Here is a 19,108-nt window from a genome sequence, read left to right as displayed (position 1 = left end):
CGAGCATCCTAGCTCGCTTCAAATAACGCCATGGCCTCGACATGTGCCGTTTGAGGAAACATATCGAGAATCCCGGCACGTTTTAACCGGTAGCCCTGCTTGATCAATTCGACCGTGTCGCGCGCCAGAGTTGCCGGGTTGCATGACACATACACCAACCGCTCGGCGCCCAGGGACTTGAGCTTGCGCACAACCTCGAAAGCACCGTCACGCGGTGGGTCCAAGAGTACCGCACAAAAGCCTTCGGCGGCCCATTCGGCGTCCGTCAAAGGCTGGGATAAATCGGCCTGAAAAAACTTCGCGTTATGCAGATTGTTGCTAGCGGCGTTCGCCGCCGCCCGGTCGACCATCACCTGCACACCTTCCACGGCCACCACTTCGCGAGCAGCCTTGGCCAGCGGCAAGGCAAAGTTGCCCAGGCCACAGAACAGATCGAGTACGCGCTCATCCGCCGTCGGCTTCAACCAGTCCAGCGCCTGGGCGACCATCGCTTCGTTGACGCCGGCGTTGACCTGGATGAAATCCCCAGGTCGGTAAGCCAGTTCCAGGTCCCACTGTTCAAGACGATAGCCCAGCGACTGGTCAGCCTCGACCGGTTGCGGTTCACCGTCGCCATGCAGCCACAACTGGGCCTCATGGAACGCGCAGAAATCCTTGAGGATGGTCATGTCACTTTCCGACAACGGCGCCATGTGCCGCAGCAAGACCGCCAGTGTCGAGCCGCTGAACAACTCCACGTGCCCCAGTGCCTGAGGTTTGCTCAAGCGCCGCAGCATTTCCGGCAAGCGGGTCATGATCGGTTGCAAGGGCTGTACCAGCACCGGGCAATCATCGATGCCAACAATGTCCTGGCTGCCGGCGGCACGGAAACCGACTTCGAGCTTTTTCGCCTTCATGTCCCAGCGCACCGCCACGCGGGCGCGACGCCGGTAGGCGAATTCCGCACCGCTCAAAGGCGGCGCCCACTCTTCGGGTTCGACGCCCGCAACCTTCGACAACTGCTCGGCGAGCATGCGCTGTTTCAGGGCGAGTTGTTCGTTATGAGGCAGATGCTGCACGCTGCAACCGCCGCAACGGCCGGCATGGGCGCACGGTGCCGGGCGACGCAATTCGCTGGCCTTGAACACCCGCTCGGTGCGCGCCTCGACCACTTTGCCGTGGGCGCCGAGCACACGCGCTTCAATCTCCTCACCGGCCAATGCGCCGATGACGAACCAGGTGCGACCTTCGAAAAACGCGATGCCACGACCGTCATTGGCCAGGCGCTCGATGGTCAGGCGCTGCTTTTTGCCGGTCGGGATTTGCGGGGCCTTGCTGCCACCGGTGGGCTGGAAGCGCAGACCTCTTTCATGTTTGGCCATCAGTTGGCCGCGTCGAAAATGCCGGTCGACAGGTAACGGTCGCCACGGTCGCAGATGATCGCGACGATCACCGCGTTTTCAACTTCTTTGGACAGGCGCAGCATTGCCGCCACGGCACCGCCTGAGGACACGCCACAGAAAATGCCTTCTTCACGGGCCAGCCGACGGGTCACGTCTTCGGCTTCGCTTTGGGCCATGTCGACGATCCGGTCCACGCGATCAGCCTGGTAGATCTTCGGCAGGTATTCCTGGGGCCAGCGACGGATACCCGGGATCGCCGAGCCTTCCATCGGTTGCAGGCCGATGATCTGCACGTTGTCGTTCTGCTCTTTCAAGTAGCGCGACACGCCCATGATGGTCCCGGTGGTGCCCATGGAACTGACGAAATGGGTGATGGTGCCCTCGGTCTGGCGCCAGATTTCCGGGCCGGTGGTGGTGTAGTGCGCCTCGGGGTTGTCACCGTTGGCGAACTGATCCAGAACCTTGCCGCGACCTTCGGCTTCCATCTTCTGCGCGAGGTCACGGGCGCCTTCCATGCCCTGTTCCTGGCTGACCAGGATCAGCTCGGCGCCATAGGCGGTCATGGCCGCCTTGCGTTCGGCACTGGAGTTGTCCGGCATGATCAGGATCATCTTGTAACCCTTGATCGCCGCGGCCATGGCCAGGGCGATCCCGGTGTTGCCCGAGGTCGCTTCGATCAGCGTATCGCCGGCATGGATCTGCCCGCGCAGTTCGGCGCGGGTGATCATCGACAGCGCCGGACGGTCCTTGACCGAACCCGCCGGGTTGTTCCCTTCGAGCTTGAGCAAAAGGGTATTGCTGGTGGCGCCGGGCAGGCGCTGCAAACGGACCAGCGGAGTGTTGCCGACGCAATCGGCGATGGTTGGGTACTGCAAGGTCATGGCGTATTCGCAATCCAGACTGCGGGGGCGCCTATCATACCGGCAAACGTTCGCAGGCCATATCACGCAAAGTGTGGTGCTTATGGTTTATGGGAATAAGGGAGACATTCGTGGCGAATGTGCGTGCCTGTTCGTGGGCAAGCCTCGCTCCTGCAACCCAACTCGCACGACACGGAGATAAGCACCTGTCGCAGCTTTCCGTCCTGTTTAAAAAAAGGGGTAACAAATCGCTGCCAGAAAATGCAATTTTCTGTAAGAAAAAAGAATGTATTCATCGGAAGTTTCCTGCGCATTGCAACGACACGCATGAACTAGTGAGTATCAGAGTTGGCAGGTAATCTTTTCCATGATCAGTCAACAAGACGTCTGACTTTTCATAGGGTGCAGGGAAACGCGACAGCTCGTATGCGAGGCTCACACCTTCAAATTTGTCAAAATGAATTTACTTCAAGGAAGAAACCAAATGAAAATTTTTCTTACATTTTCTCTCGCGGGACTGATACTTGCTGCCGGCCAGGCTTCGGCAGCATGCATCTACATTCAAAACTCCTATAGTGGCACTGTACCTGCCAACACAGAAATAACTGTACAGGGGCCGTTTACCATCACCAGCGCAAACGGATGCCAACAGGCAAATATTTCATCCACTATTACAGGTCTTGGTTCTGGCTCTCCTCCACAACTGTTTATTGAAAGACTGGATGGTTCAAACTGGACCAAAGTCGACGGTGGCAACCGCCAAAATGTTTCAGCATTGGGTCGACTAGGCACTTACAGAGTCCGCCTCAAAAATGAACACAACGTAGCCAAAGGTTACTCCGGCACCACGCGATATGGGCGATAAGCAGTAAGATTGCCAGTGCCCGGTAGTTTTTCGGGCACTGGTGAGTTCAGGCTTTAATGCTTACGGACAGATCGTTTTGATCCGAGCCTGCAAAAAAAGAGAGCGCGGCGATGGTGTGATTCGTACGTAACAAATCCTTGGTTATCTCATGAAATCCCGGATTGGAATACGACCCACTAATAGCCAATCGCTCCTCAAACATCTGATTAAACATGGCTATTGCGTTATACTTAACGTTTCTTGCCGCCTGATGACCATTTTCATCAGACGCCATATTCCCGGATATAAAAAAACCAAACACACCTGAATCAATCAAACCTTTCTCGAAGAATATCGCGCCAATCTCTACAAGTTCATCGGTAGTGACCGATGTGAAATCATAACCCTTCAGCGAATTTTTCAGATCATCAATTGAATATTTGTCTGTAAAATTCAGCTTGCTTTCGGCTTTATCTGCCTCTGTTATTGTGTATGCATTCTTTGTTTCCCCAGGATTATTGACAACATAAGGATCCACTTTCATCGACAGGGGTGGATAATTTATTATCATATTCTCTACCGTCCTCTCTTCGATTTTATTCGCAAACTAGGTATCGGTATCCAGACTTAGATCTTTAGCCTCCAACTCGCCAACCCCACCCAAAACATGTTGCAAGTTATATCAAACTAAGCATTGCGAACATCATCGAATCAAACCGGTGATGCATGAACCAACAACCGCATATTCACCTGCAGGCCAGTGCCGGTGTTCTGCGCCCAAATTTGCCCGCCTTGGCGCCGCACCGCATTCCTCGCAATGCTCAGCCCCAGGCCAAACCCACCGTCCCCCGGCCGTGAGCCGTCGAGTCGAGTGAAGGGCAGGAAAATCCGCTCCAGATCCTCTTCCGCCACGCCACTCCCCTGATCTTCCAGCCACAGGTGCCAGTAATCACCATCACGCCGTCCGCCGAGATGAACAACGCCACCGCTGGGCGAATGCCGAATCGCATTACGCAGAATGTTTTCCAGTGCCTGGGCCAGGGTGTTGAGATGACCGCGCACCCAGCAGGACGCATCCACCGTGCATTGCAGCCGAGTATCAGGCCAACCGCTTTCATAGCAGGCATTCTCCGTGAGCATCTCCCACAGCGCCTGGATCTGGATCGCTTCGTCGGGCAAGCGGGTGCGCTCGGTGTCCAGCCAGGCCAACTGCAGCGTGTCTTCCACCAGGCGCTGCATGCCATCGACCTCACGGCCGATGCGCTCGCGCAATAGCTCCAACCCCTGCTCACTTTCACTGGCCACCCGCAAGCGGCTCAGGGGCGTACGCAATTCGTGGGACAGGTCGCGCAGCAGTTGCTGCTGCAAGGCCACGGTACTTTGCAGCCGTTCAGACATGTGATCGAACGCCCTGCCCAGCTCGCCCAGTTCATCCGAACGATTGGTGGTGCGGCTCGAGAGCCGTACGTTCAGTTGATCGACACGCCAGGCATTGGCCTGCGCGCGCAAGTGATTGAGCGGCACCACCAGCAGGCGGTACAGCCCGACGCACAGCAACAGGGTGAATAACCCCGGAATCAGCCCGTTGGTGATCACTCGCCAGAACAGCCGGTAGTGCCCGGGAACGAAGCGCTCGGGCAACTCGATCACCAGGCTGCCGACGGAAGGGTCACCGGGAAACGGCACGCGCATCCAGGGCCGGCCCTTCTTGTGTACGGGCCAATCCAGGCCGCGCAAAAAAGTCAGGCGTTCGACTTCCTTGTCCGTCAGCGATTGGTTGCTCAAGGACTGCAAATCCGCGCCGATGACACCCACCCAGCCTTTTTCCCGCTGATGCATGCCTTGCAACCATTCATCGACACCCGCGCTCTGCGTCTGTTGCCATGCCTGCTCGGCCTCGGCGGCATAGCGCGTCAGGGTGCCCCGCGCTTCATCCGAGAGGAACTGGTTGCGCACTTCCATGTAGCGTCCCCAGGACCAACTGAGCCAGATCATCAGCAGACAGAACGCCACCAATAGGCAAGCAAGCTTCCAGAACAGCGAATGCCTGCCCGGCAAGTTACATTTCATCGGCGGCGCTCAGGATGTAACCCTTGCCCCAGACCGTGCGCACTTCGCGCTCGGTGTAGCCAATGGCCTTGAGCTTGCGGCGGATCTGGCTGATGTGCATGTCCAGGCTGCGGTCATGGGCCGCGTAACCGCGCTGCAGAACCTGCTGATAAAGGAAGGCTTTGCTCAAGACTTCGTCGGCGCTGCGGTGCAGTGTCTCCAGCAATCGATACTCGCTGCGGGTCAGGCCGCCGGCCCGTTCGCCATAAAACACCTCGAAGCTTTCATCGTCGAAACGCAGGCTGTCCATCGAAGGGGCTGGCACCGCGGGGACGGGACGGCGGTCGAGAGCCACCCGCCGCAGGATGGCTTCGATGCGCACCCGCAATTCCATCATGCTGAAAGGCTTTGGCAGGTAATCGTCGGCACCCAGGCGAAAGCCGCTGATGCGGTCGGCCTCGGCACCGAGGGCCGACATCAACAACACCGGGGTGGAATGGCTCTGGCGCAATTGGGTCAGCACCGCCAGACCGTCCATGCCCGGCAGCAGAATATCCATCAGCACCACGTCGAAAGATTGCCGCCGCGCCATGTCCAGGCCTTCCTGGCCGTTCTGGCACCAGGTCACCTGGAAGCCGCTGCGGTCCAGATGCTCATGCACGTAGGCGCCCAGCACGAGGTCGTCTTCGATGGACAGGATTCGGGGGAGGCTGGCAGTGATGGGAGTCATGACTATCTGCAAACAATTCTCAGTTCAACGATTATTCAAGATTGCCTCGCCAGGGGCAACCCACCGCTTGGCTGGAGCACCAATGAGCTGCTCGGGCTGACGAATGGCAGCCGCATTTTTACGAAGATTGCCCGCGAGCAAATCGCTACACTGCGCAAGTGCTGCATGACGGATATATGTGCAGATCCATGAATAGCGGGATGCAGGAGAGATGCGTGCTCAAGAAACTGGGAATCAAAGGCCGCGTGCTGTTGCTGACCCTGTTGCCAACCAGCCTGATGGCGTTGGTGCTGGGGGGATATTTTACCTGGATGCAACAGGCTGACCTGCAAACCCAACTCATGCAGCGCGGCGAAATGATCGCCGAGCAGTTGGCCCCACTGGCAGCGCCAGCCATGGGCCATCAGGACAACGAACTGCTCGAACGCATCGCCACCCAGGCCCTGGAACAAACCGACGTACGGGCCGTGACCTTCCTGTCTCCCGACCGCACGCTGCTGGCCCACGCCGGCCCGACCATGCTTAACCAGACGCCTTCCGGCAGTGGCACGCAGATGCTGCGCCGCAGTGGCAACGATGCGACCCGCTATCTGCTGCCGGTGTTCGGCAAGCACCGCAACCTGGCCGGAGACGTTATTCCCGAGGAAGCCGACCGCCTGCTGGGCTGGGTCGAACTGGAGCTGTCCCATAACAGCATGCTGTTGCGCGGTTACCGCAGCCTGTTCGCCAGCCTGATGCTGATCGCAGCCGGACTGATCGGTGCGGCACTGCTGGCCCTGCGCATGGGTCGCACGATCAACCGGCCACTGAGCCAGATCAAGCAGGCCGTAGCCCAACTCAAGGACGGCCATCTGGAAACCCGCTTGCCGCCCCTTGGCAGCCAGGAGCTGGACGAACTGGCCTCCGGCATCAATCGCATGGCCGGCACCCTGCAAAACGCCCAGGAAGAATTGCAGCACAGCATCGACCAGGCCACCGAAGACGTGCGCCAGAACCTGGAAACCATCGAGATCCAGAACATCGAGCTGGACCTGGCGCGCAAGGAGGCCCTGGAAGCAAGCCGGATCAAGTCCGAGTTCCTGGCCAACATGAGCCATGAAATCCGCACGCCGCTCAACGGCATTCTCGGTTTCACCCACCTGTTGCAAAAAAGCGAGCTCACCCCACGCCAGCTCGACTACCTGGGCACCATCGAAAAATCCGCCGACAGCCTGCTGGGCATCATCAACGAGATTCTCGACTTCTCGAAAATCGAGGCCGGCAAGCTGGTGCTCGACCATATTCCGTTCAACCTGCGCGACCTGCTGCAAGACACCCTGACCATCCTCGCCCCCGCCGCCCACGCCAAGCAGCTGGAACTGGTGAGCCTGGTGTACCGGGACACGCCGCTGTCCCTGGTCGGCGACCCGCTGCGGCTCAAGCAGATCCTGACGAACCTGGTAAGCAACGCAATCAAGTTCACCCGCGAAGGCACCATCGTCGCCCGCGCCATGCTTGAAGAAGAGCACGAAGACACCGTGCAACTGCGCATCAGCATCCAGGACACCGGCATCGGCCTGTCGAACCAGGACGTGCGCGCGCTGTTCCAGGCCTTCAGCCAGGCCGACAACTCGCTGTCGCGGCAACCCGGCGGCACGGGCCTGGGCCTGGTGATTTCCAAGCGCCTGATCGAACAGATGGGCGGCGAGATCGGCGTCGATAGCACGCCCGGGGAAGGCTCGGAATTCTGGATCAGCCTGAGCCTGCCGAAAGCCCGCGACGATGCCGAAGACCTGCCCGCCGCGCCCCTGCTCGGACGTCGGGTGGCGGTGCTGGAAAACCACGAACTGGCCCGGCAGGCGTTGCAGCATCAACTGGAAGACTGCGGCCTGAGCACCACGCCGTTCAATACCCTGGAAAGCCTGACCAATGGCGTCACCGCCGCCCACCAGACCGATCAGGCGATCGACCTCGCCGTACTCGGCATCACCAGCAACGACATGCCGCCGGAACGCCTCAACCAGTACATCTGGGACCTCGAACACCTTGGCTGCAAAGTGCTGGTGCTGTGCCCGACCACGGAGCAGACGCTGTTCCACCTTTCCGTGCCCAACCCCCACAGCCAGCTCCAGGCGAAACCGGCCTGTACCCGCAAGCTGCGACGCTCCCTGTCTGACCTGGTCAGCCCGCGCCCGATGCGCAGCGAGCCGGGCGAACCGGTGTCCAGCCGTGCACCGAAGGTGCTGTGCGTCGATGACAACCCGGCCAACCTGATGCTGGTGCAGACCCTGCTCGAAGACATGGGCGCCAAGGTGCTCGCGGTGGAAAGTGGTTATGCCGCCGTCAAGGCGGTACAGAACGAGACATTCGATCTGGTATTGATGGACGTGCAGATGCCCGGCATGGATGGCCGCCAGAGCACCGAGGCGATTCGCCAGTGGGAAAGCGAACGGCATTGCACGCCGTTGCCGATCGTGGCCCTCACCGCCCACGCCATGGCCAACGAAAAACGCGCACTGCTGCAAAGCGGCATGGACGACTACCTGACCAAACCGATCAGTGAACGACAATTGGCTCAGGTGGTGCTGAAGTGGAGCGGCCTGGCACTGCGCAATCACAGCCCGGAGCGCTCCGGCGATGGGCACGGTGGCGCCCATGACTTGTTGGTGCTCGACCACGAGGAAGGTTTGCGCCTGGCCGCCGGCAAGGCTGATCTGGCCGCAGACATGCTGGCGATGCTGCTGGCATCCCTGGAAGCAGACCGCGAAGCCATCCGCCTGGCTCAGCAAAGCAATGACCACAACGCCCTGATCGAACGGGTCCATCGCCTGCATGGCGCGACACGCTACTGCGGCGTGCCGCAATTGCGTGCGGCCTGCCAACGCAGCGAAACCCTGCTCAAGCAACAGGACCCGAAAGCCAGCGTGGCACTGGACGAGCTCGACCGGGCGATCAATCGCCTGGCAGCCCACGCGCGAATGAACGCTTGATGCAGCGCAATCGCGGGAATCAAATCTCAGCGTAAGCTCACCACCTGCTCTGTGGGAGCTGGCTTGCCAGCGCTTACAGGAACGAGGCAAAGAGGAAATCATGCGCACGATTCTTTTCAGCAGCCAGAACTACGACATCGACAGCTTTCTCGCGGCCGGGCGACCGGCCGGCATCGAGCTGCAATTTCAGCCTGCTCGCCTGAGCCTCGACACGGTCGCGCTCGCCCAAGGGTATGAAGCGGTCTGCGCGTTCATCAATGATGACCTTGGCGCGGCAGTGCTCGAGCGCCTGGCCGCTGGAGGCACGCGCCTGATCGCCCTGCGCTCGGCGGGTTACAACCACGTCGACTTGCCAACGGCAAAACGTCTGGGACTGGCCATCGTGCGCGTCCCGGCCTATTCGCCCCACGCCGTGGCCGAACACGCAGTGGCGCTGATCCTCGCACTCAACCGCCGCTTGCCCCGCGCCTACAACCGCACCCGCGACGGGGATTTCAGGCTGCAAGGGCTGACCGGTTTCGACCTGGTGGGCAAGACGGTCGGCGTGGTCGGTACCGGGCAGATCGGCGCCACCTTCGCCAAAATCATGAACGGTTTTGGCTGCCGGCTACTGGCCTATGACCCCTACCCCAACCCGCAGGTCGAAGCCTTGGGCGCGCGCTACCTGAGCCTGCCGCAACTGCTGGCCGAATCGCAGATCATCAGCCTGCACTGCCCGCTCAACGAGCAGAGCAAGCACTTGATCAACCGTGAATCACTGGCCCACATGCAGCCGGGCGCGATGCTGATCAATACCGGACGTGGCGGCCTGGTGGACACCCCGGCGCTGATCGACGCATTGAAAGACGGTCGCCTCGGCTATCTGGGGCTGGACGTATATGAGGAGGAGGCACAACTGTTCTTCGAGGACCGCTCCGACCTGCCGCTGCAAGACGATGTGCTGGCCAGGTTGCTGACCTTTCCTAACGTGATCGTCACCGCGCACCAGGCCTTTCTGACCCACGAAGCGCTGGACGCGATTGCCGCCACCACGTTGCGCAACATCGCCGCCTGGGTGGCGGGCAAACCGGAAAACCTGGTCACGGGCGACTGAAACGGATCGAAGGTCATCGGCCTGCGCGATGCAGCATGCAAGCCCGTGCTAGCATATCGCGCATATTTGGAGGACCCATGGTCGAACACGATTTCCGCTACAGCCTGATGAACCCGCAACACACCCTCACCGAATGCCGCGCCCTGGTGCCGGGGCGCTATCAGGTCACCGGCAACGGTGGCTCGATTCGCAACAACGACGTGCTGGTCGTGACCCTCAAGGGCGCCAAGGACTTGTCCATGCGCCTGACCGTCGAAACGGTTCGCCACCTGATCAATCCGCCCGGCCAATGGGTCGCGGTGGCCAGCGGCCCGGTGTTCGGCGAACTGGCGATCCATACCTGGCAAGTGAACTGCGACAGCTGCGCCAAAGCGCTGAGCTTCGAGTTCGCCGTCGACGCCAAACTGGGCAACAAGGCGGAAAAACCTGCCGCCACCGCAAGAATTGCCGAGCTGGGCTGGACTACCGTCGGCGAGAAACACCTGTGCCCGAAATGCCAGGAGCCTGCGTGATGAAACGCCTCGCCCTGAGCGCGATGGCCGGTGCCAGCCTGCTGGGCTGCGCCGCCGAGCCGGTGCAGCTTGAACACAATCGCAGCTACATCCTGGAGTGGATCGGCGAGCGGCCGCTAATGGACTACAGCCACCTGACCATCACGCTCGGTGAAGATGGCCGGGCCTACGGCAATGGCGGCTGCAACCACTGGTTCGCGCCGTACACCCTGGAGGGCGACAAACTGACCTTCGGCAAAATCGGCAGCACCCGCAAACTGTGCGCGCCGGCACTGATGGAGCAGGAAAAACGCTTCCTGCAGGCCCTGGAAAACGTCCAGCGCTGGGACGTCTCCCCGATCGAGCAGATCCGCTTCTGGCCAGCCGAAGGCAAGCCGCTGCGTTGGTGGCTTGAAGAGGGTTGATCCGCAAAAAAGATCGCAGCCTTCGGCAGCTCCTACAGGACTAGACGTAAACCTGTAGGAGCTGCCGAAGGCTGCGATCTTTTGCCTTAGTTTTTTGCCTGCAACGCCTCAAGCTTCGCCATCACCCCCGCTGCCGTCTGCTCACCCATCAACTGCTCACGCACCTTGCCCTTGTCATCGATGATGTACGTCACCGGCAATGCCTCGCTGCGCGGCAATTCGAACAATTCGGCAGGATCCTGGGCCAACACCGTGAACTTGATCCCCAGTTTCTCGCTCGCGCCCTTCAGTTCCTGCCCCTGGACGTTGTCGAAGTTAACCCCGAACACACCGATTTTCTTGTCCTTGAGCTGCTCGGCCAGGGTGTTCAACTCCGGGATTTCGGTACGGCAGGGTCCGCACCATTCTGCCCAGTAGTTGAGTACCAGCCATTTTCCGTCCAGTCGGTCGGCGGCGATCTTGTGGCCGTCCTGGTCGATGCCATAGTCATTCCCGCACCCCCCCAGCATCAACGCTCCGATGATCGCCAATGCTGCTGCCAGTCGCCTTGTCATGTCGTGTTCCTTGTCAAAAATTGAATACGCCTGCGACCCATCGCCTCTCACGGTTCTGGATTGCGCGCTGCACAGTTAGAATAGCCGCCACCTTACGCAAGATGCGACCCGCTCATGACCGATCTGACGCTTTATCACAACCCGCGCTGCTCGAAATCCCGCGGTGCGCTCGAATTGCTCGAAGCCCGTGGCCTGGCCCCGACCGTGGTGCGTTACCTGGACACTCCGCTGGACGCCACGCAAATCCAGCGCCTGCTGGGCAAACTCGGGATCAGCGCGCGGCAACTGCTGCGCACCGGCGAGGACGAGTACAAGACCCTCAATCTGGCCGACGGCAGCCTGAGCGAAGCGCAGTTGATCGCCGCCATCGCCGCCCACCCGAAACTGATGGAGCGACCGATTCTCGAAGTCGGTGACAAAGCCATCATCGGCCGCCCACCGGAGCAGATCCTGGAACTGTTGCCATGAGTGCACCTTACATTCTGGTTCTGTACTACAGCCGCAGCGGCTCGACCAACGAAATGGCCCGGCAGATCGCCCGTGGCGTCGAACAGGCCGGGCTTGAGGCCCGCCTGCGCACGGTGCCGGCGATTTCCACCGAGTGCGAAGCCGTTGCGCCGGATATTCCCGACGAAGGCGCGCTGTATGCCAGCCTCGACGACCTGAAGAACTGCGCCGGCCTGGCACTCGGCAGCCCGACCCGCTTCGGCAATATGGCCGCGCCGCTGAAGTACTTCCTCGACGGCACCAGCAACCTGTGGCTGACCGGCGCCCTGGTGGGTAAACCGGCCGGCGTGTTCACCTCCACCGCGAGCCTGCACGGCGGCCAGGAGACGACCCTGCTGTCGATGATGCTGCCGTTGTTGCACCACGGCATGCTGATCACCGGCCTGCCGTACAGCGAATCGGCACTGCTGGAAACCCAGGGCGGCGGCACGCCATACGGCGCCAGCCACCACGCCGGTGCCGACGGCAAAAGCGGCCTGGATAGCCATGAAGTGGCGCTGTGCCGCGCGTTGGGCATGCGCCTGGCCAAGACTGCACAGAAACTGGAGAGCTGAAGTGGCCAGGAAGCCGAAGATTCTCCCCGCCATTGACTGGCTCGAGCCGCGAGTGCGGGCGATGCGTGTCATCAGCCTGCTGTGCTTTTTGGGGCTGGTGGGCCTGCTGTGCGTCTACTACCTGCTGATCGCCGACCTGCATGGCGCCCGGCCATGGGTGATTCTGCTGATCGAACTGGTGCCACTGCTGATACTGGCGCCGGGCATGATCGTCGGCAGTCCTCGCGGGCATTCATGGATGTGCTTTGTGGTGAACCTGTATTTCATCAAGGGCGCGCTGGCCGCTTATGACCCGAACCGGCAAATCTTCGGTTTGCTGGAGATGGGCGCAAGCCTGGCGGTGTTTTGCTCGGCACTGTTGTATGTGCGCTGGCGTTATCAGTTGAACCGTAAGCTGGCTGGCGAGGGCGAGACTTCCGTCGCCTGATCAGTCGCCTTCGCGAGCAAGCCCGCTCCCACATTGAAATGCAATCCAATGTGGGAGCGGGCTTGCTCGCGAAGGGGGCGACGCGGTCTCAATGATTGACGGTATAAGCCAGCATCATCGAAATCTGGCTCATCGGCCGCCCGCCACTTTCCGCATGCCACTGGTTGAACACATCCTGCACCAACGCCAGGTCGCGCAGACTGCTCGGCACCTTGTCGATGATGTCTTGCGCATTCAGCGCCGCGACCACGTCGTAGCTCGGCACAAAGGTGTCCTTGCCGATCATCCGCAGGAAGCGCGGGGCTGACAGGCCACCCAACTGATGACCGCGTTTTTTCAGGAAGCTCCAGAGCCCGACGATATCGGTCACCGGCCAGTCGGCGATCAGCTCGCCGAAGCTGCCCTTTTCATGGGCCACGTCCAGTACGAACTGTGCATTGCGCGGCACACTCTTGAGCTTGCCCAGGTGCCGGATGATCCGCGTGTCCTGCATCAGCCGCTCAAGGTGCTCGGCGCTCATCAGCACGACTTTTTCCGGATCGAACCCGAAGAACACTTCTTCGAAGGCTGGCCACTTGGCGTCCACCAGACTGTGCTTGAGCCCGGCGCGGAATACCCGTAGCGCCATCATCGAGAGGTAGCGATCGTCGCTGATCTTGCGTAACTGCGCGGGAGTCTTGGGAACGGGCAGATGGGCTTCCAGTTCAGCCGCCGAACCGAAGCGGTTCAGACAGTATTCATTGAGCCACTTGTAATCGCGCATGCCCTCTCCAGTAATCTGAAATAAAACGAAAAAACCTGTGGGAGCGAGCTTGCTCGCGATAGCGGTGTGTCATTCAACATTGAAGTCGACTGACATGGCGCAATCGCGAGCAAGCTCGCTCCCACAGTAGTTGTGGTTAGAGGTTGACCACGTTGACGAAGCGCGATGCGGCGCTTTCGTCAATCTTGAGGCTGGTGAAGTCAAACAGGTTGCGGTCCGCCAGTTGCGACGGGATCACGTTCTGCAGGCTGCGGAAAATGCTCTCGGTACGGCCCGGGGTCTTGCGTTCCCAATCCTGCAGCATTTCCTTGACCACCTGGCGCTGCAAGTTTTCCTGGGAACCACAGAGGTTGCACGGAATGATCGGGAATTGCTTGAAGTCCGAGTAGGCCTGGATGTCTTTTTCGTTGCAGTAGGCCAGCGGGCGAATCACCACGTTACGACCATCGTCGGCGCGCAGCTTCGGCGGCATGGCCTTGAGCGAACCGTTGAAGAACATGTTCAGGAAGAACGTTTCGACGATGTCGTCGCGGTGGTGACCCAAGGCCATCTTGGTCGCGCCAATTTCATCAGCGAAGGTGTAAAGCGTGCCGCGACGCAGGCGCGAGCACAGCGAGCACGTGGTCTTGCCTTCCGGAATCAGCTCCTTGACCACCGAATAGGTGTCTTTCTCGACGATGTGGTACTCGATACCCAGCTCTTTCAGGTAGGCCGGCAGCACGTGCTCCGGGAAGCCCGGCTGCTTCTGATCCATGTTCACGGCCACGATCTCGAACTTGATCGGCGCGACCTTCTGCAAGTGCATCAGCACATCGAGCATGGTGTAGCTGTCCTTGCCACCGGACAGGCAGACCATGACCTTGTCGCCGTCTTCAATCATGTTGAAATCGGCAACCGCCTCACCGGCCTGTCGGCGAAGGCGCTTTTGCAGTTTGTTCTGGTTGACCGTGAGAGTGCCCATGACGCGAAATCCGTGAGGTGTGACGAAAGGCGGGCATTTTACGCAAAAAATCGACCCGTAGGAGCTGCCGAAGGCTGCGATCTTTTGATTTTGATCTTCGGTGGCGCTGAAATCACCAAAGATCAAAAGATCGCAGCCTTCGGCAGCCTCTACAGACGCAACCGCGATTAGGCCTCGTGTTTACAGCGCGATTTGCTCTAAAGCCCCTACTCCACCCATGGAAACTCCTCCCTATACTGCGACATAAGGTCGCTTACATATTTCAGACCTGTGACTTGCTTGGCCGCATTGGCCCGTAGGCGCTCCACTGGGGGGCGACGGTAAAGACAAGAGGAGTGACTGGCATGATCCATCACGTAGTGGGGCTCTTCACCCACCCTGACCAAGAATGGAAAGAAATCCGTGGCGACCAGGAGGAAAGCATCAGCCACATGTACCTGACCCATACGCTGATCCTGGCGGCCATCCCCGCCGTGTCTGCCTTCATAGGCACCACACAGGTCGGCTGGGTCATCGGCAATCGGCCTCCCGTGATGTTGACCGTAGAAAGCGCGATATGGATGACGGTCATGTCGTACCTGGCGATGCTCGGGGGTGTCGCGGTAATGGGCGCATTCATTCACTGGATGGCCCGCACCTATGACGCCAACCCAAGCCTCGCCCGCTGCATTGCGTTTGCAACCTACACCGCGACACCCTTGTTCATCGGCGGCCTCGCAGCCTTGTACCCGCACCTGTGGCTGGGGATGATCGTCGGCACCGCAGCCATCTGCTACACGGTGTACTTGCTGTATGTGGGCTTACCGACGTTCATGAACATTCCATCTGACGAGGGCTTCCTGTTTTCAAGTTCAGTGCTCGCCGTAGGCCTGGTGGTGCTGGTCGCCATCATGGCGTTCACTGTGATTGTCTGGGGACTCGGCGTGGGGCCGGTCTACACCAACTAGCCGCACATCATCGAAAATCAGAAATGCCGATAAAGGCCGCCGCGAAGCGGCCTTTTCATTCTTCAGCAACGAGAACGCCCACGACCATTCGGCAACCTGGTGATTCGCAACGTCCGAGGGTTGCGGCATACTCGACCGCTCTGGAGATCCATCAAGCATGCCCGAGCAACTCAATTCCCGCGTCGAAGACTGTTTCCAACTAGCCGAATCCTTTTTCAAACGACCTTTCAAACGCCCCGTGGTGAGCCTCAAGCTGCGCGGACAAAAAGCCGGTGTCGCGCATTTGCACGAGAACCTGCTGCGCTTCAACCCGCAGCTGTACCGGGAGAATACCGAGGACTTCCTCAAGCAGACCGTGGCCCATGAAGTCGCGCACCTGATCGCCCACCAGCTGTTCGGCGACCGCATCCAGCCCCATGGCGAAGAGTGGCAATTGATCATGCGCGGCGTGTACGAACTGCCGCCCAACCGCTGCCACACCTATGACGTCAAACGCCGCAGCGTGACACGTTACATCTACAAATGCCCGTGCGCCGACAGCGACTTCCCGTTCTCGGCCCAGCGCCACAGCCTGGTGCGGCAAGGGCGGCGGTACCTGTGCCGACGGTGTCGCAACACCCTGGTGTTCAGTGGGGAGATGCGGGTCGAGTAGCGAGATTTGCGGTGGCTGTACTGGCCTCTTCGCGGGCAAGCCCGCTCCCACAGGGATTCGCGTCGATGACAAGTTCTGTGGACAACCCCCGACCACTGTGGGAGCGGGCTTGCCCGCGAAGAGGCCGGATCTGACGCTAGAGAATTACCTTGGCGAACCGCAATTCAGCAATCCGCTCAGCACTGAACCCCAACTCCCCCAACACCTGATCCGTATGCTGCCCCAGCACCGCGCCGATATGCTTCGGCTCAGGCAACCCCTCTGAAAACTTCAGCGGACAAGCCATCTGCGCCTGAGCCGAACCATCGTCCCGCGGCACGTCGGTCACCAACTCCCGCGCTTGCAACTGCGGATGACACAGCGCCTCTCCCAGGCTCAACACCGGTTCGACGCACGCATCCAGTTCCGCGAACAGCGCACGCAACTCGGCAAAATCATGCTTTTCGAATTCGACCTTCAACGCGTCTTTCAGCTTTTTCTGATGCGCCGGTTGCGGTGACAGGCCTAAGCCAGCCAGTTCCTCCAGCCCCAACGCTGCGCACAACTGCTTCATGAACACCGGTTCCAGGCTGCCCACCGACAGCCAGCGCCCATCCCGGGAGCGGTAGTAATCGTAAAAGCTGCCGCCATTGAGCACCTGGTTTTCCGGCCCCGGCTCGACGCCACAGGCCAGATATCCCGCACCCGCCAGTGCATTCAGGCTGAACGCGCAGTCGGTCATGCTGACATCCAGATGCTGGCCTTGGCCGGTTTGCTGCCGGGCGATGACCGCCGCCAGCAAGCCAATCACCCCGTGCAGCGAACCACCGGCGACATCCGCTACCTGCATGCCCAACGGCAGTGGCCCACTGTCGGCTCGGCCGGTGTAACTCGCCAGCCCGGACAAGGCCAGATAGTTGATGTCGTGGCCGGCGCGGTCCTTGTAGGGGCCGGTCTGGCCGTAGCCGGTGATCGACACATAAATCAGTTTTGGGTTGATCGCCTTCAGGGCCTCATACCCCAGGCCCAGTCGCTCCATGACACCGGGGCGGAATTGCTCCAGCACGATGTCGTAGTCCTGCAACAGCTGCTTGATGACATCCAGCGCCTCAGGCTGTTTGAGGTCCAGGGCCAGGCTGCGCTTGTTGCGGTTGAGGTAGGCATGACTGGCCGACACCCCTTGATCGTGGGGCGGCAACACCCGCAGCAGATCCAGGCGGGTCGGTGATTCGATGCGCAGCACTTCGGCGCCCATGTCCGCCAACAGCAACGAGGCGAACGGCCCCGGCAGCAGCGTCGAAAAATCCAGAACCTTAAGTGATGCCAATGGACCGAGCATGAACGTTCTCCGTTAACAATGCCTCCAGCCTAGGCAGCCGATCGCATTGCAGCAATCACCTTATGTGCCACGTGCAGTGACCGTTACGCTCAAACCGCAGGCAACAAAAAACCCGCCGAAGCGGGTTTTTCATCAGAACAAGGCTTACTTGGCGTTAGCCGGGGCGACCTCTTCGACGTGGCCCAAAACATCGTCTTTAGGCTCGTCGGCAATGCCGCGACCGCCCGAAGCCAGTTCGGCTTGCAGCACGTCGGTGTCCAGCTCCTTGACCCACTTGGCCACAACGATAGTCGCCACGGCGTTACCGATCAGGTTGGTCAGGGCACGTGCTTCGGACATGAAGCGGTCGATACCGAGGATCAGCGCCAGGCCGGCAACTGGCAGGTGGCCGACGGCGGACAGTGTTGCAGCCAATACGATGAAACCACTACCGGTCACACCCGCAGCGCCTTTGGAGGACAGCAGCAACACCACCAGCAGGGTGATCTGGTGCGTGATGTCCATGGGCGTATCGGTTGCCTGGGCAATGAACACCGCGGCCATGGTCAGGTAGATCGCAGTACCGTCGAGGTTGAACGAGTAGCCAGTCGGGATCACCAGGCCTACTACGGATTTCTGCGCGCCCAGACGCTCCATCTTGATCAGCATGCGTGGCAGCACCGATTCCGAAGAAGAAGTACCGAGCACGATCAGCAGCTCCTCACGGATGTAGCGGATCATTTTCAACACGCTGAAGCCGTGCATGCGGGCGATGGAGCCCAGCACGATCAGGATGAACAGCAGGCAAGTGATGTAGAAGCACGCCATCAGTTGACCCAGTTGCACCAGCGAACCAACACCGTAGGCACCGATGGTGAACGCCATGGCACCGAAGGCACCGATCGGCGCGAGCTTCATGATCATGTTGATGATGTTGAACATCACGTGGGCGAAGCGATCGATGAAGTCCAGCAGCGGCTTGCCGTAGGCACCCAGGCGATGCAGGGCGAAACCGAAGATCACCGAGAACATCAGCACTTGCAGGATGTCGCCGGTGGCGAAGGCGCCGACGATGGTGCTAGGGATCACGTTCAGCAGGAAGCCGACGACGCTTTGGTCAGCACCGGCTGCAACATAAGTGGCAATCTTGGAGGCATCGAGGGTGGCGACGTCGATATGCATGCCATTACCTGGCTGCACGATGTTGACCACGACCAGACCGACCAGCAAGGCAATGGTCGACACGATTTCGAAGTACAGCAGAGCATAACCACCGGTCTTGCCGACGGACTTCATGTTCTGCATGCCGGCGATGCCGCTGACAACGGTACAGAAGATGATCGGGGCGATGATCATTTTGATCAGCTTGATGAACCCGTCGCCCAGTGGCTTAACGGCCACACCGAGCTGCGGATAGTAGTGACCGAGGGCGATACCGATGACAATTGCAACGATCACCTGGAAATACAGGGATTTGTACAGCGGCTGACGAGTCGTCATTGCAAAGTTCCTCAAGGGTGCCCGGTGACAACATCCATCTGTTGCCCGCAACACCGCAATTGCGAACCCTCCTGCACTGGAGGGATTTGTTTTTTCGAGCTGC

Annotated in this window: 20 protein-coding genes; 10 read left to right on the top strand and 10 right to left on the bottom strand. The window is 59.9% G+C overall.

What is annotated here, in order from left to right; all coding sequences use genetic code 11:
- Positions 1-8: 8 nt before the first annotated feature.
- Together rlmD and cysM are read right to left on the bottom strand one after the other, a co-directional pair.
- Positions 9-1,361: a 23S rRNA (uracil(1939)-C(5))-methyltransferase RlmD gene (rlmD, locus tag KW841_RS20595; protein WP_218479542.1), complete on the bottom strand. Its 1,353-nt coding sequence runs from the start codon at positions 1,359-1,361 to the stop codon at positions 9-11.
- Positions 1,361-2,263 carry a cysteine synthase CysM gene (cysM, locus tag KW841_RS20590; protein ID WP_116579933.1) on the bottom strand — a complete coding sequence of 301 codons (903 nt, stop codon included), beginning with the start codon at positions 2,261-2,263 and terminating at the stop codon, positions 1,361-1,363. The genes rlmD and cysM overlap by 1 nt, the downstream gene beginning before the upstream one ends.
- 463 nt (positions 2,264-2,726) lie before the next feature.
- Here cysM and KW841_RS20585 point away from each other — a divergent pair, with 463 nt between their 5' ends.
- Positions 2,727-3,107: a hypothetical protein gene (locus tag KW841_RS20585; RefSeq protein ID WP_218479541.1), complete on the top strand. Its 381-nt coding sequence runs from the start codon at positions 2,727-2,729 to the stop codon at positions 3,105-3,107.
- Positions 3,108-3,153: 46 nt separating this feature from the next.
- On the opposite strand, the gene KW841_RS20580 is transcribed toward KW841_RS20585, so the two are convergent.
- From KW841_RS20580 to KW841_RS20570, 3 genes are all read right to left on the bottom strand, one after another.
- On the bottom strand, positions 3,154-3,630 hold the full coding sequence (locus KW841_RS20580; protein WP_218479539.1) for a hypothetical protein: 477 nt from the start codon (positions 3,628-3,630) through the stop codon (positions 3,154-3,156).
- Positions 3,631-3,797: 167 nt separating this feature from the next.
- Positions 3,798-5,156 (bottom strand): sensor histidine kinase, encoded by a 1,359-nt coding sequence (locus tag KW841_RS20575; protein ID WP_218479537.1) that lies wholly within the window; start codon positions 5,154-5,156, stop codon positions 3,798-3,800.
- The gene (locus tag KW841_RS20570; RefSeq protein WP_218479535.1) at positions 5,146-5,865 is read right to left on the bottom strand and encodes a response regulator transcription factor; all 720 of its coding nucleotides are present in this window, start codon (positions 5,863-5,865) and stop codon (positions 5,146-5,148) included. The genes KW841_RS20575 and KW841_RS20570 overlap by 11 nt, the downstream gene beginning before the upstream one ends.
- Positions 5,866-6,080: 215 nt before the next feature.
- On the opposite strand from KW841_RS20570, the gene KW841_RS20565 reads away from it, so the two are divergent.
- The 4 genes from KW841_RS20565 (at position 6,081) to KW841_RS20550 (ending at position 10,843) form a co-directional block, all read left to right on the top strand.
- A complete protein-coding gene (locus KW841_RS20565) occupies positions 6,081-8,834 on the top strand; it encodes a response regulator (protein WP_218479533.1) in 2,754 nt (917 codons plus the stop codon).
- Between the two features lie 100 nt (positions 8,835-8,934).
- A complete protein-coding gene (locus KW841_RS20560; RefSeq protein WP_218479531.1) occupies positions 8,935-9,927 on the top strand; it encodes a 2-hydroxyacid dehydrogenase in 993 nt (330 codons plus the stop codon).
- 77 nt (positions 9,928-10,004) lie between these two features.
- A complete protein-coding gene (locus tag KW841_RS20555) occupies positions 10,005-10,439 on the top strand; it encodes a hypothetical protein (protein WP_015096451.1) in 435 nt (144 codons plus the stop codon).
- The gene (locus KW841_RS20550; RefSeq protein ID WP_095963697.1) at positions 10,439-10,843 is read left to right on the top strand and encodes an META domain-containing protein; all 405 of its coding nucleotides are present in this window, start codon (positions 10,439-10,441) and stop codon (positions 10,841-10,843) included. Before KW841_RS20555 ends, KW841_RS20550 begins: the two co-directional genes overlap by 1 nt.
- An 86-nt stretch (positions 10,844-10,929) precedes the next feature.
- Here KW841_RS20550 and KW841_RS20545 read toward each other — a convergent pair whose 3' ends face one another.
- Positions 10,930-11,397: a TlpA disulfide reductase family protein gene (locus KW841_RS20545; RefSeq protein ID WP_104449059.1), complete on the bottom strand. Its 468-nt coding sequence runs from the start codon at positions 11,395-11,397 to the stop codon at positions 10,930-10,932.
- 114 nt (positions 11,398-11,511) lie between these two features.
- Between KW841_RS20545 and arsC the strand changes: the two genes are divergently transcribed.
- The 3 genes from arsC to KW841_RS20530 are packed head-to-tail and all read left to right on the top strand — an operon-like array spanning position 11,512 to position 12,885.
- Positions 11,512-11,865: an arsenate reductase (glutaredoxin) gene (arsC, locus tag KW841_RS20540; RefSeq protein WP_218479529.1), complete on the top strand. Its 354-nt coding sequence runs from the start codon at positions 11,512-11,514 to the stop codon at positions 11,863-11,865.
- Positions 11,862-12,458 carry an NAD(P)H:quinone oxidoreductase gene (gene wrbA, locus KW841_RS20535; protein ID WP_218479527.1) on the top strand — a complete coding sequence of 199 codons (597 nt, stop codon included), beginning with the start codon at positions 11,862-11,864 and terminating at the stop codon, positions 12,456-12,458. The genes arsC and wrbA overlap by 4 nt, the downstream gene beginning before the upstream one ends.
- Position 12,459: 1 nt before the next feature.
- On the top strand, positions 12,460-12,885 hold the full coding sequence (locus KW841_RS20530; RefSeq protein WP_102699792.1) for a DUF2069 domain-containing protein: 426 nt from the start codon (positions 12,460-12,462) through the stop codon (positions 12,883-12,885).
- An 88-nt stretch (positions 12,886-12,973) separates the two neighbouring features.
- Here KW841_RS20530 and KW841_RS20525 read toward each other — a convergent pair whose 3' ends face one another.
- A complete protein-coding gene (locus tag KW841_RS20525) occupies positions 12,974-13,648 on the bottom strand; it encodes a DNA-3-methyladenine glycosylase I (protein ID WP_218479525.1) in 675 nt (224 codons plus the stop codon).
- Between the two features lie 136 nt (positions 13,649-13,784).
- On the bottom strand, positions 13,785-14,609 hold the full coding sequence (ttcA, locus tag KW841_RS20520) for a tRNA 2-thiocytidine(32) synthetase TtcA (RefSeq protein ID WP_015096458.1): 825 nt from the start codon (positions 14,607-14,609) through the stop codon (positions 13,785-13,787).
- A gap of 344 nt (positions 14,610-14,953) precedes the next feature.
- Here ttcA and KW841_RS20515 point away from each other — a divergent pair, with 344 nt between their 5' ends.
- Both KW841_RS20515 and KW841_RS20510 read left to right on the top strand, forming a co-directional pair.
- Positions 14,954-15,556 (top strand): Yip1 family protein, encoded by a 603-nt coding sequence (locus KW841_RS20515; RefSeq protein ID WP_015096459.1) that lies wholly within the window; start codon positions 14,954-14,956, stop codon positions 15,554-15,556.
- Positions 15,557-15,713: 157 nt separating this feature from the next.
- Positions 15,714-16,208 (top strand): SprT family zinc-dependent metalloprotease, encoded by a 495-nt coding sequence (locus KW841_RS20510; protein ID WP_007980095.1) that lies wholly within the window; start codon positions 15,714-15,716, stop codon positions 16,206-16,208.
- Between the two features lie 136 nt (positions 16,209-16,344).
- On the opposite strand, the gene KW841_RS20505 is transcribed toward KW841_RS20510, so the two are convergent.
- On the bottom strand, positions 16,345-17,526 hold the full coding sequence (locus KW841_RS20505) for a CaiB/BaiF CoA-transferase family protein (protein ID WP_218479523.1): 1,182 nt from the start codon (positions 17,524-17,526) through the stop codon (positions 16,345-16,347).
- A gap of 144 nt (positions 17,527-17,670) precedes the next feature.
- On the bottom strand, positions 17,671-19,005 hold the full coding sequence (locus KW841_RS20500) for a dicarboxylate/amino acid:cation symporter (RefSeq protein ID WP_218479520.1): 1,335 nt from the start codon (positions 19,003-19,005) through the stop codon (positions 17,671-17,673).
- Positions 19,006-19,108 lie beyond the last annotated feature (103 nt).

It is taken from the genome of Pseudomonas sp. PDM28 (assembly GCF_019219115.1).
GTDB classification, from domain to species: Bacteria; Pseudomonadota; Gammaproteobacteria; order Pseudomonadales; family Pseudomonadaceae; genus Aquipseudomonas; species Aquipseudomonas laurylsulfatiphila.
Note: the sequence above shows the minus strand (reverse complement) of the source record. Positions and strands in the feature narration are given on the sequence as shown.

Coding starts and splice junctions, on each gene's coding strand:
- KW841_RS20525 (WP_218479525.1), bottom strand. CDS start 13,648: ATGCGCGATTACAAGTGGCTCAATGAATACTGTCTGAACCGCTTCGGT.
- rlmD (WP_218479542.1), bottom strand. CDS start 1,361: ATGGCCAAACATGAAAGAGGTCTGCGCTTCCAGCCCACCGGTGGCAGC.
- KW841_RS20585 (WP_218479541.1), top strand. CDS start 2,727: ATGAAAATTTTTCTTACATTTTCTCTCGCGGGACTGATACTTGCTGCC.
- cysM (WP_116579933.1), bottom strand. CDS start 2,263: ATGACCTTGCAGTACCCAACCATCGCCGATTGCGTCGGCAACACTCCG.
- ttcA (WP_015096458.1), bottom strand. CDS start 14,609: ATGGGCACTCTCACGGTCAACCAGAACAAACTGCAAAAGCGCCTTCGC.
- KW841_RS20515 (WP_015096459.1), top strand. CDS start 14,954: ATGATCCATCACGTAGTGGGGCTCTTCACCCACCCTGACCAAGAATGG.
- KW841_RS20545 (WP_104449059.1), bottom strand. CDS start 11,397: ATGACAAGGCGACTGGCAGCAGCATTGGCGATCATCGGAGCGTTGATG.
- KW841_RS20510 (WP_007980095.1), top strand. CDS start 15,714: ATGCCCGAGCAACTCAATTCCCGCGTCGAAGACTGTTTCCAACTAGCC.
- KW841_RS20555 (WP_015096451.1), top strand. CDS start 10,005: ATGGTCGAACACGATTTCCGCTACAGCCTGATGAACCCGCAACACACC.
- arsC (WP_218479529.1), top strand. CDS start 11,512: ATGACCGATCTGACGCTTTATCACAACCCGCGCTGCTCGAAATCCCGC.
- KW841_RS20500 (WP_218479520.1), bottom strand. CDS start 19,005: ATGACGACTCGTCAGCCGCTGTACAAATCCCTGTATTTCCAGGTGATC.
- KW841_RS20575 (WP_218479537.1), bottom strand. CDS start 5,156: ATGAAATGTAACTTGCCGGGCAGGCATTCGCTGTTCTGGAAGCTTGCT.
- KW841_RS20570 (WP_218479535.1), bottom strand. CDS start 5,865: ATGACTCCCATCACTGCCAGCCTCCCCCGAATCCTGTCCATCGAAGAC.
- KW841_RS20505 (WP_218479523.1), bottom strand. CDS start 17,526: ATGCTCGGTCCATTGGCATCACTTAAGGTTCTGGATTTTTCGACGCTG.
- KW841_RS20580 (WP_218479539.1), bottom strand. CDS start 3,630: ATGAAAGTGGATCCTTATGTTGTCAATAATCCTGGGGAAACAAAGAAT.
- KW841_RS20550 (WP_095963697.1), top strand. CDS start 10,439: ATGAAACGCCTCGCCCTGAGCGCGATGGCCGGTGCCAGCCTGCTGGGC.
- KW841_RS20560 (WP_218479531.1), top strand. CDS start 8,935: ATGCGCACGATTCTTTTCAGCAGCCAGAACTACGACATCGACAGCTTT.
- wrbA (WP_218479527.1), top strand. CDS start 11,862: ATGAGTGCACCTTACATTCTGGTTCTGTACTACAGCCGCAGCGGCTCG.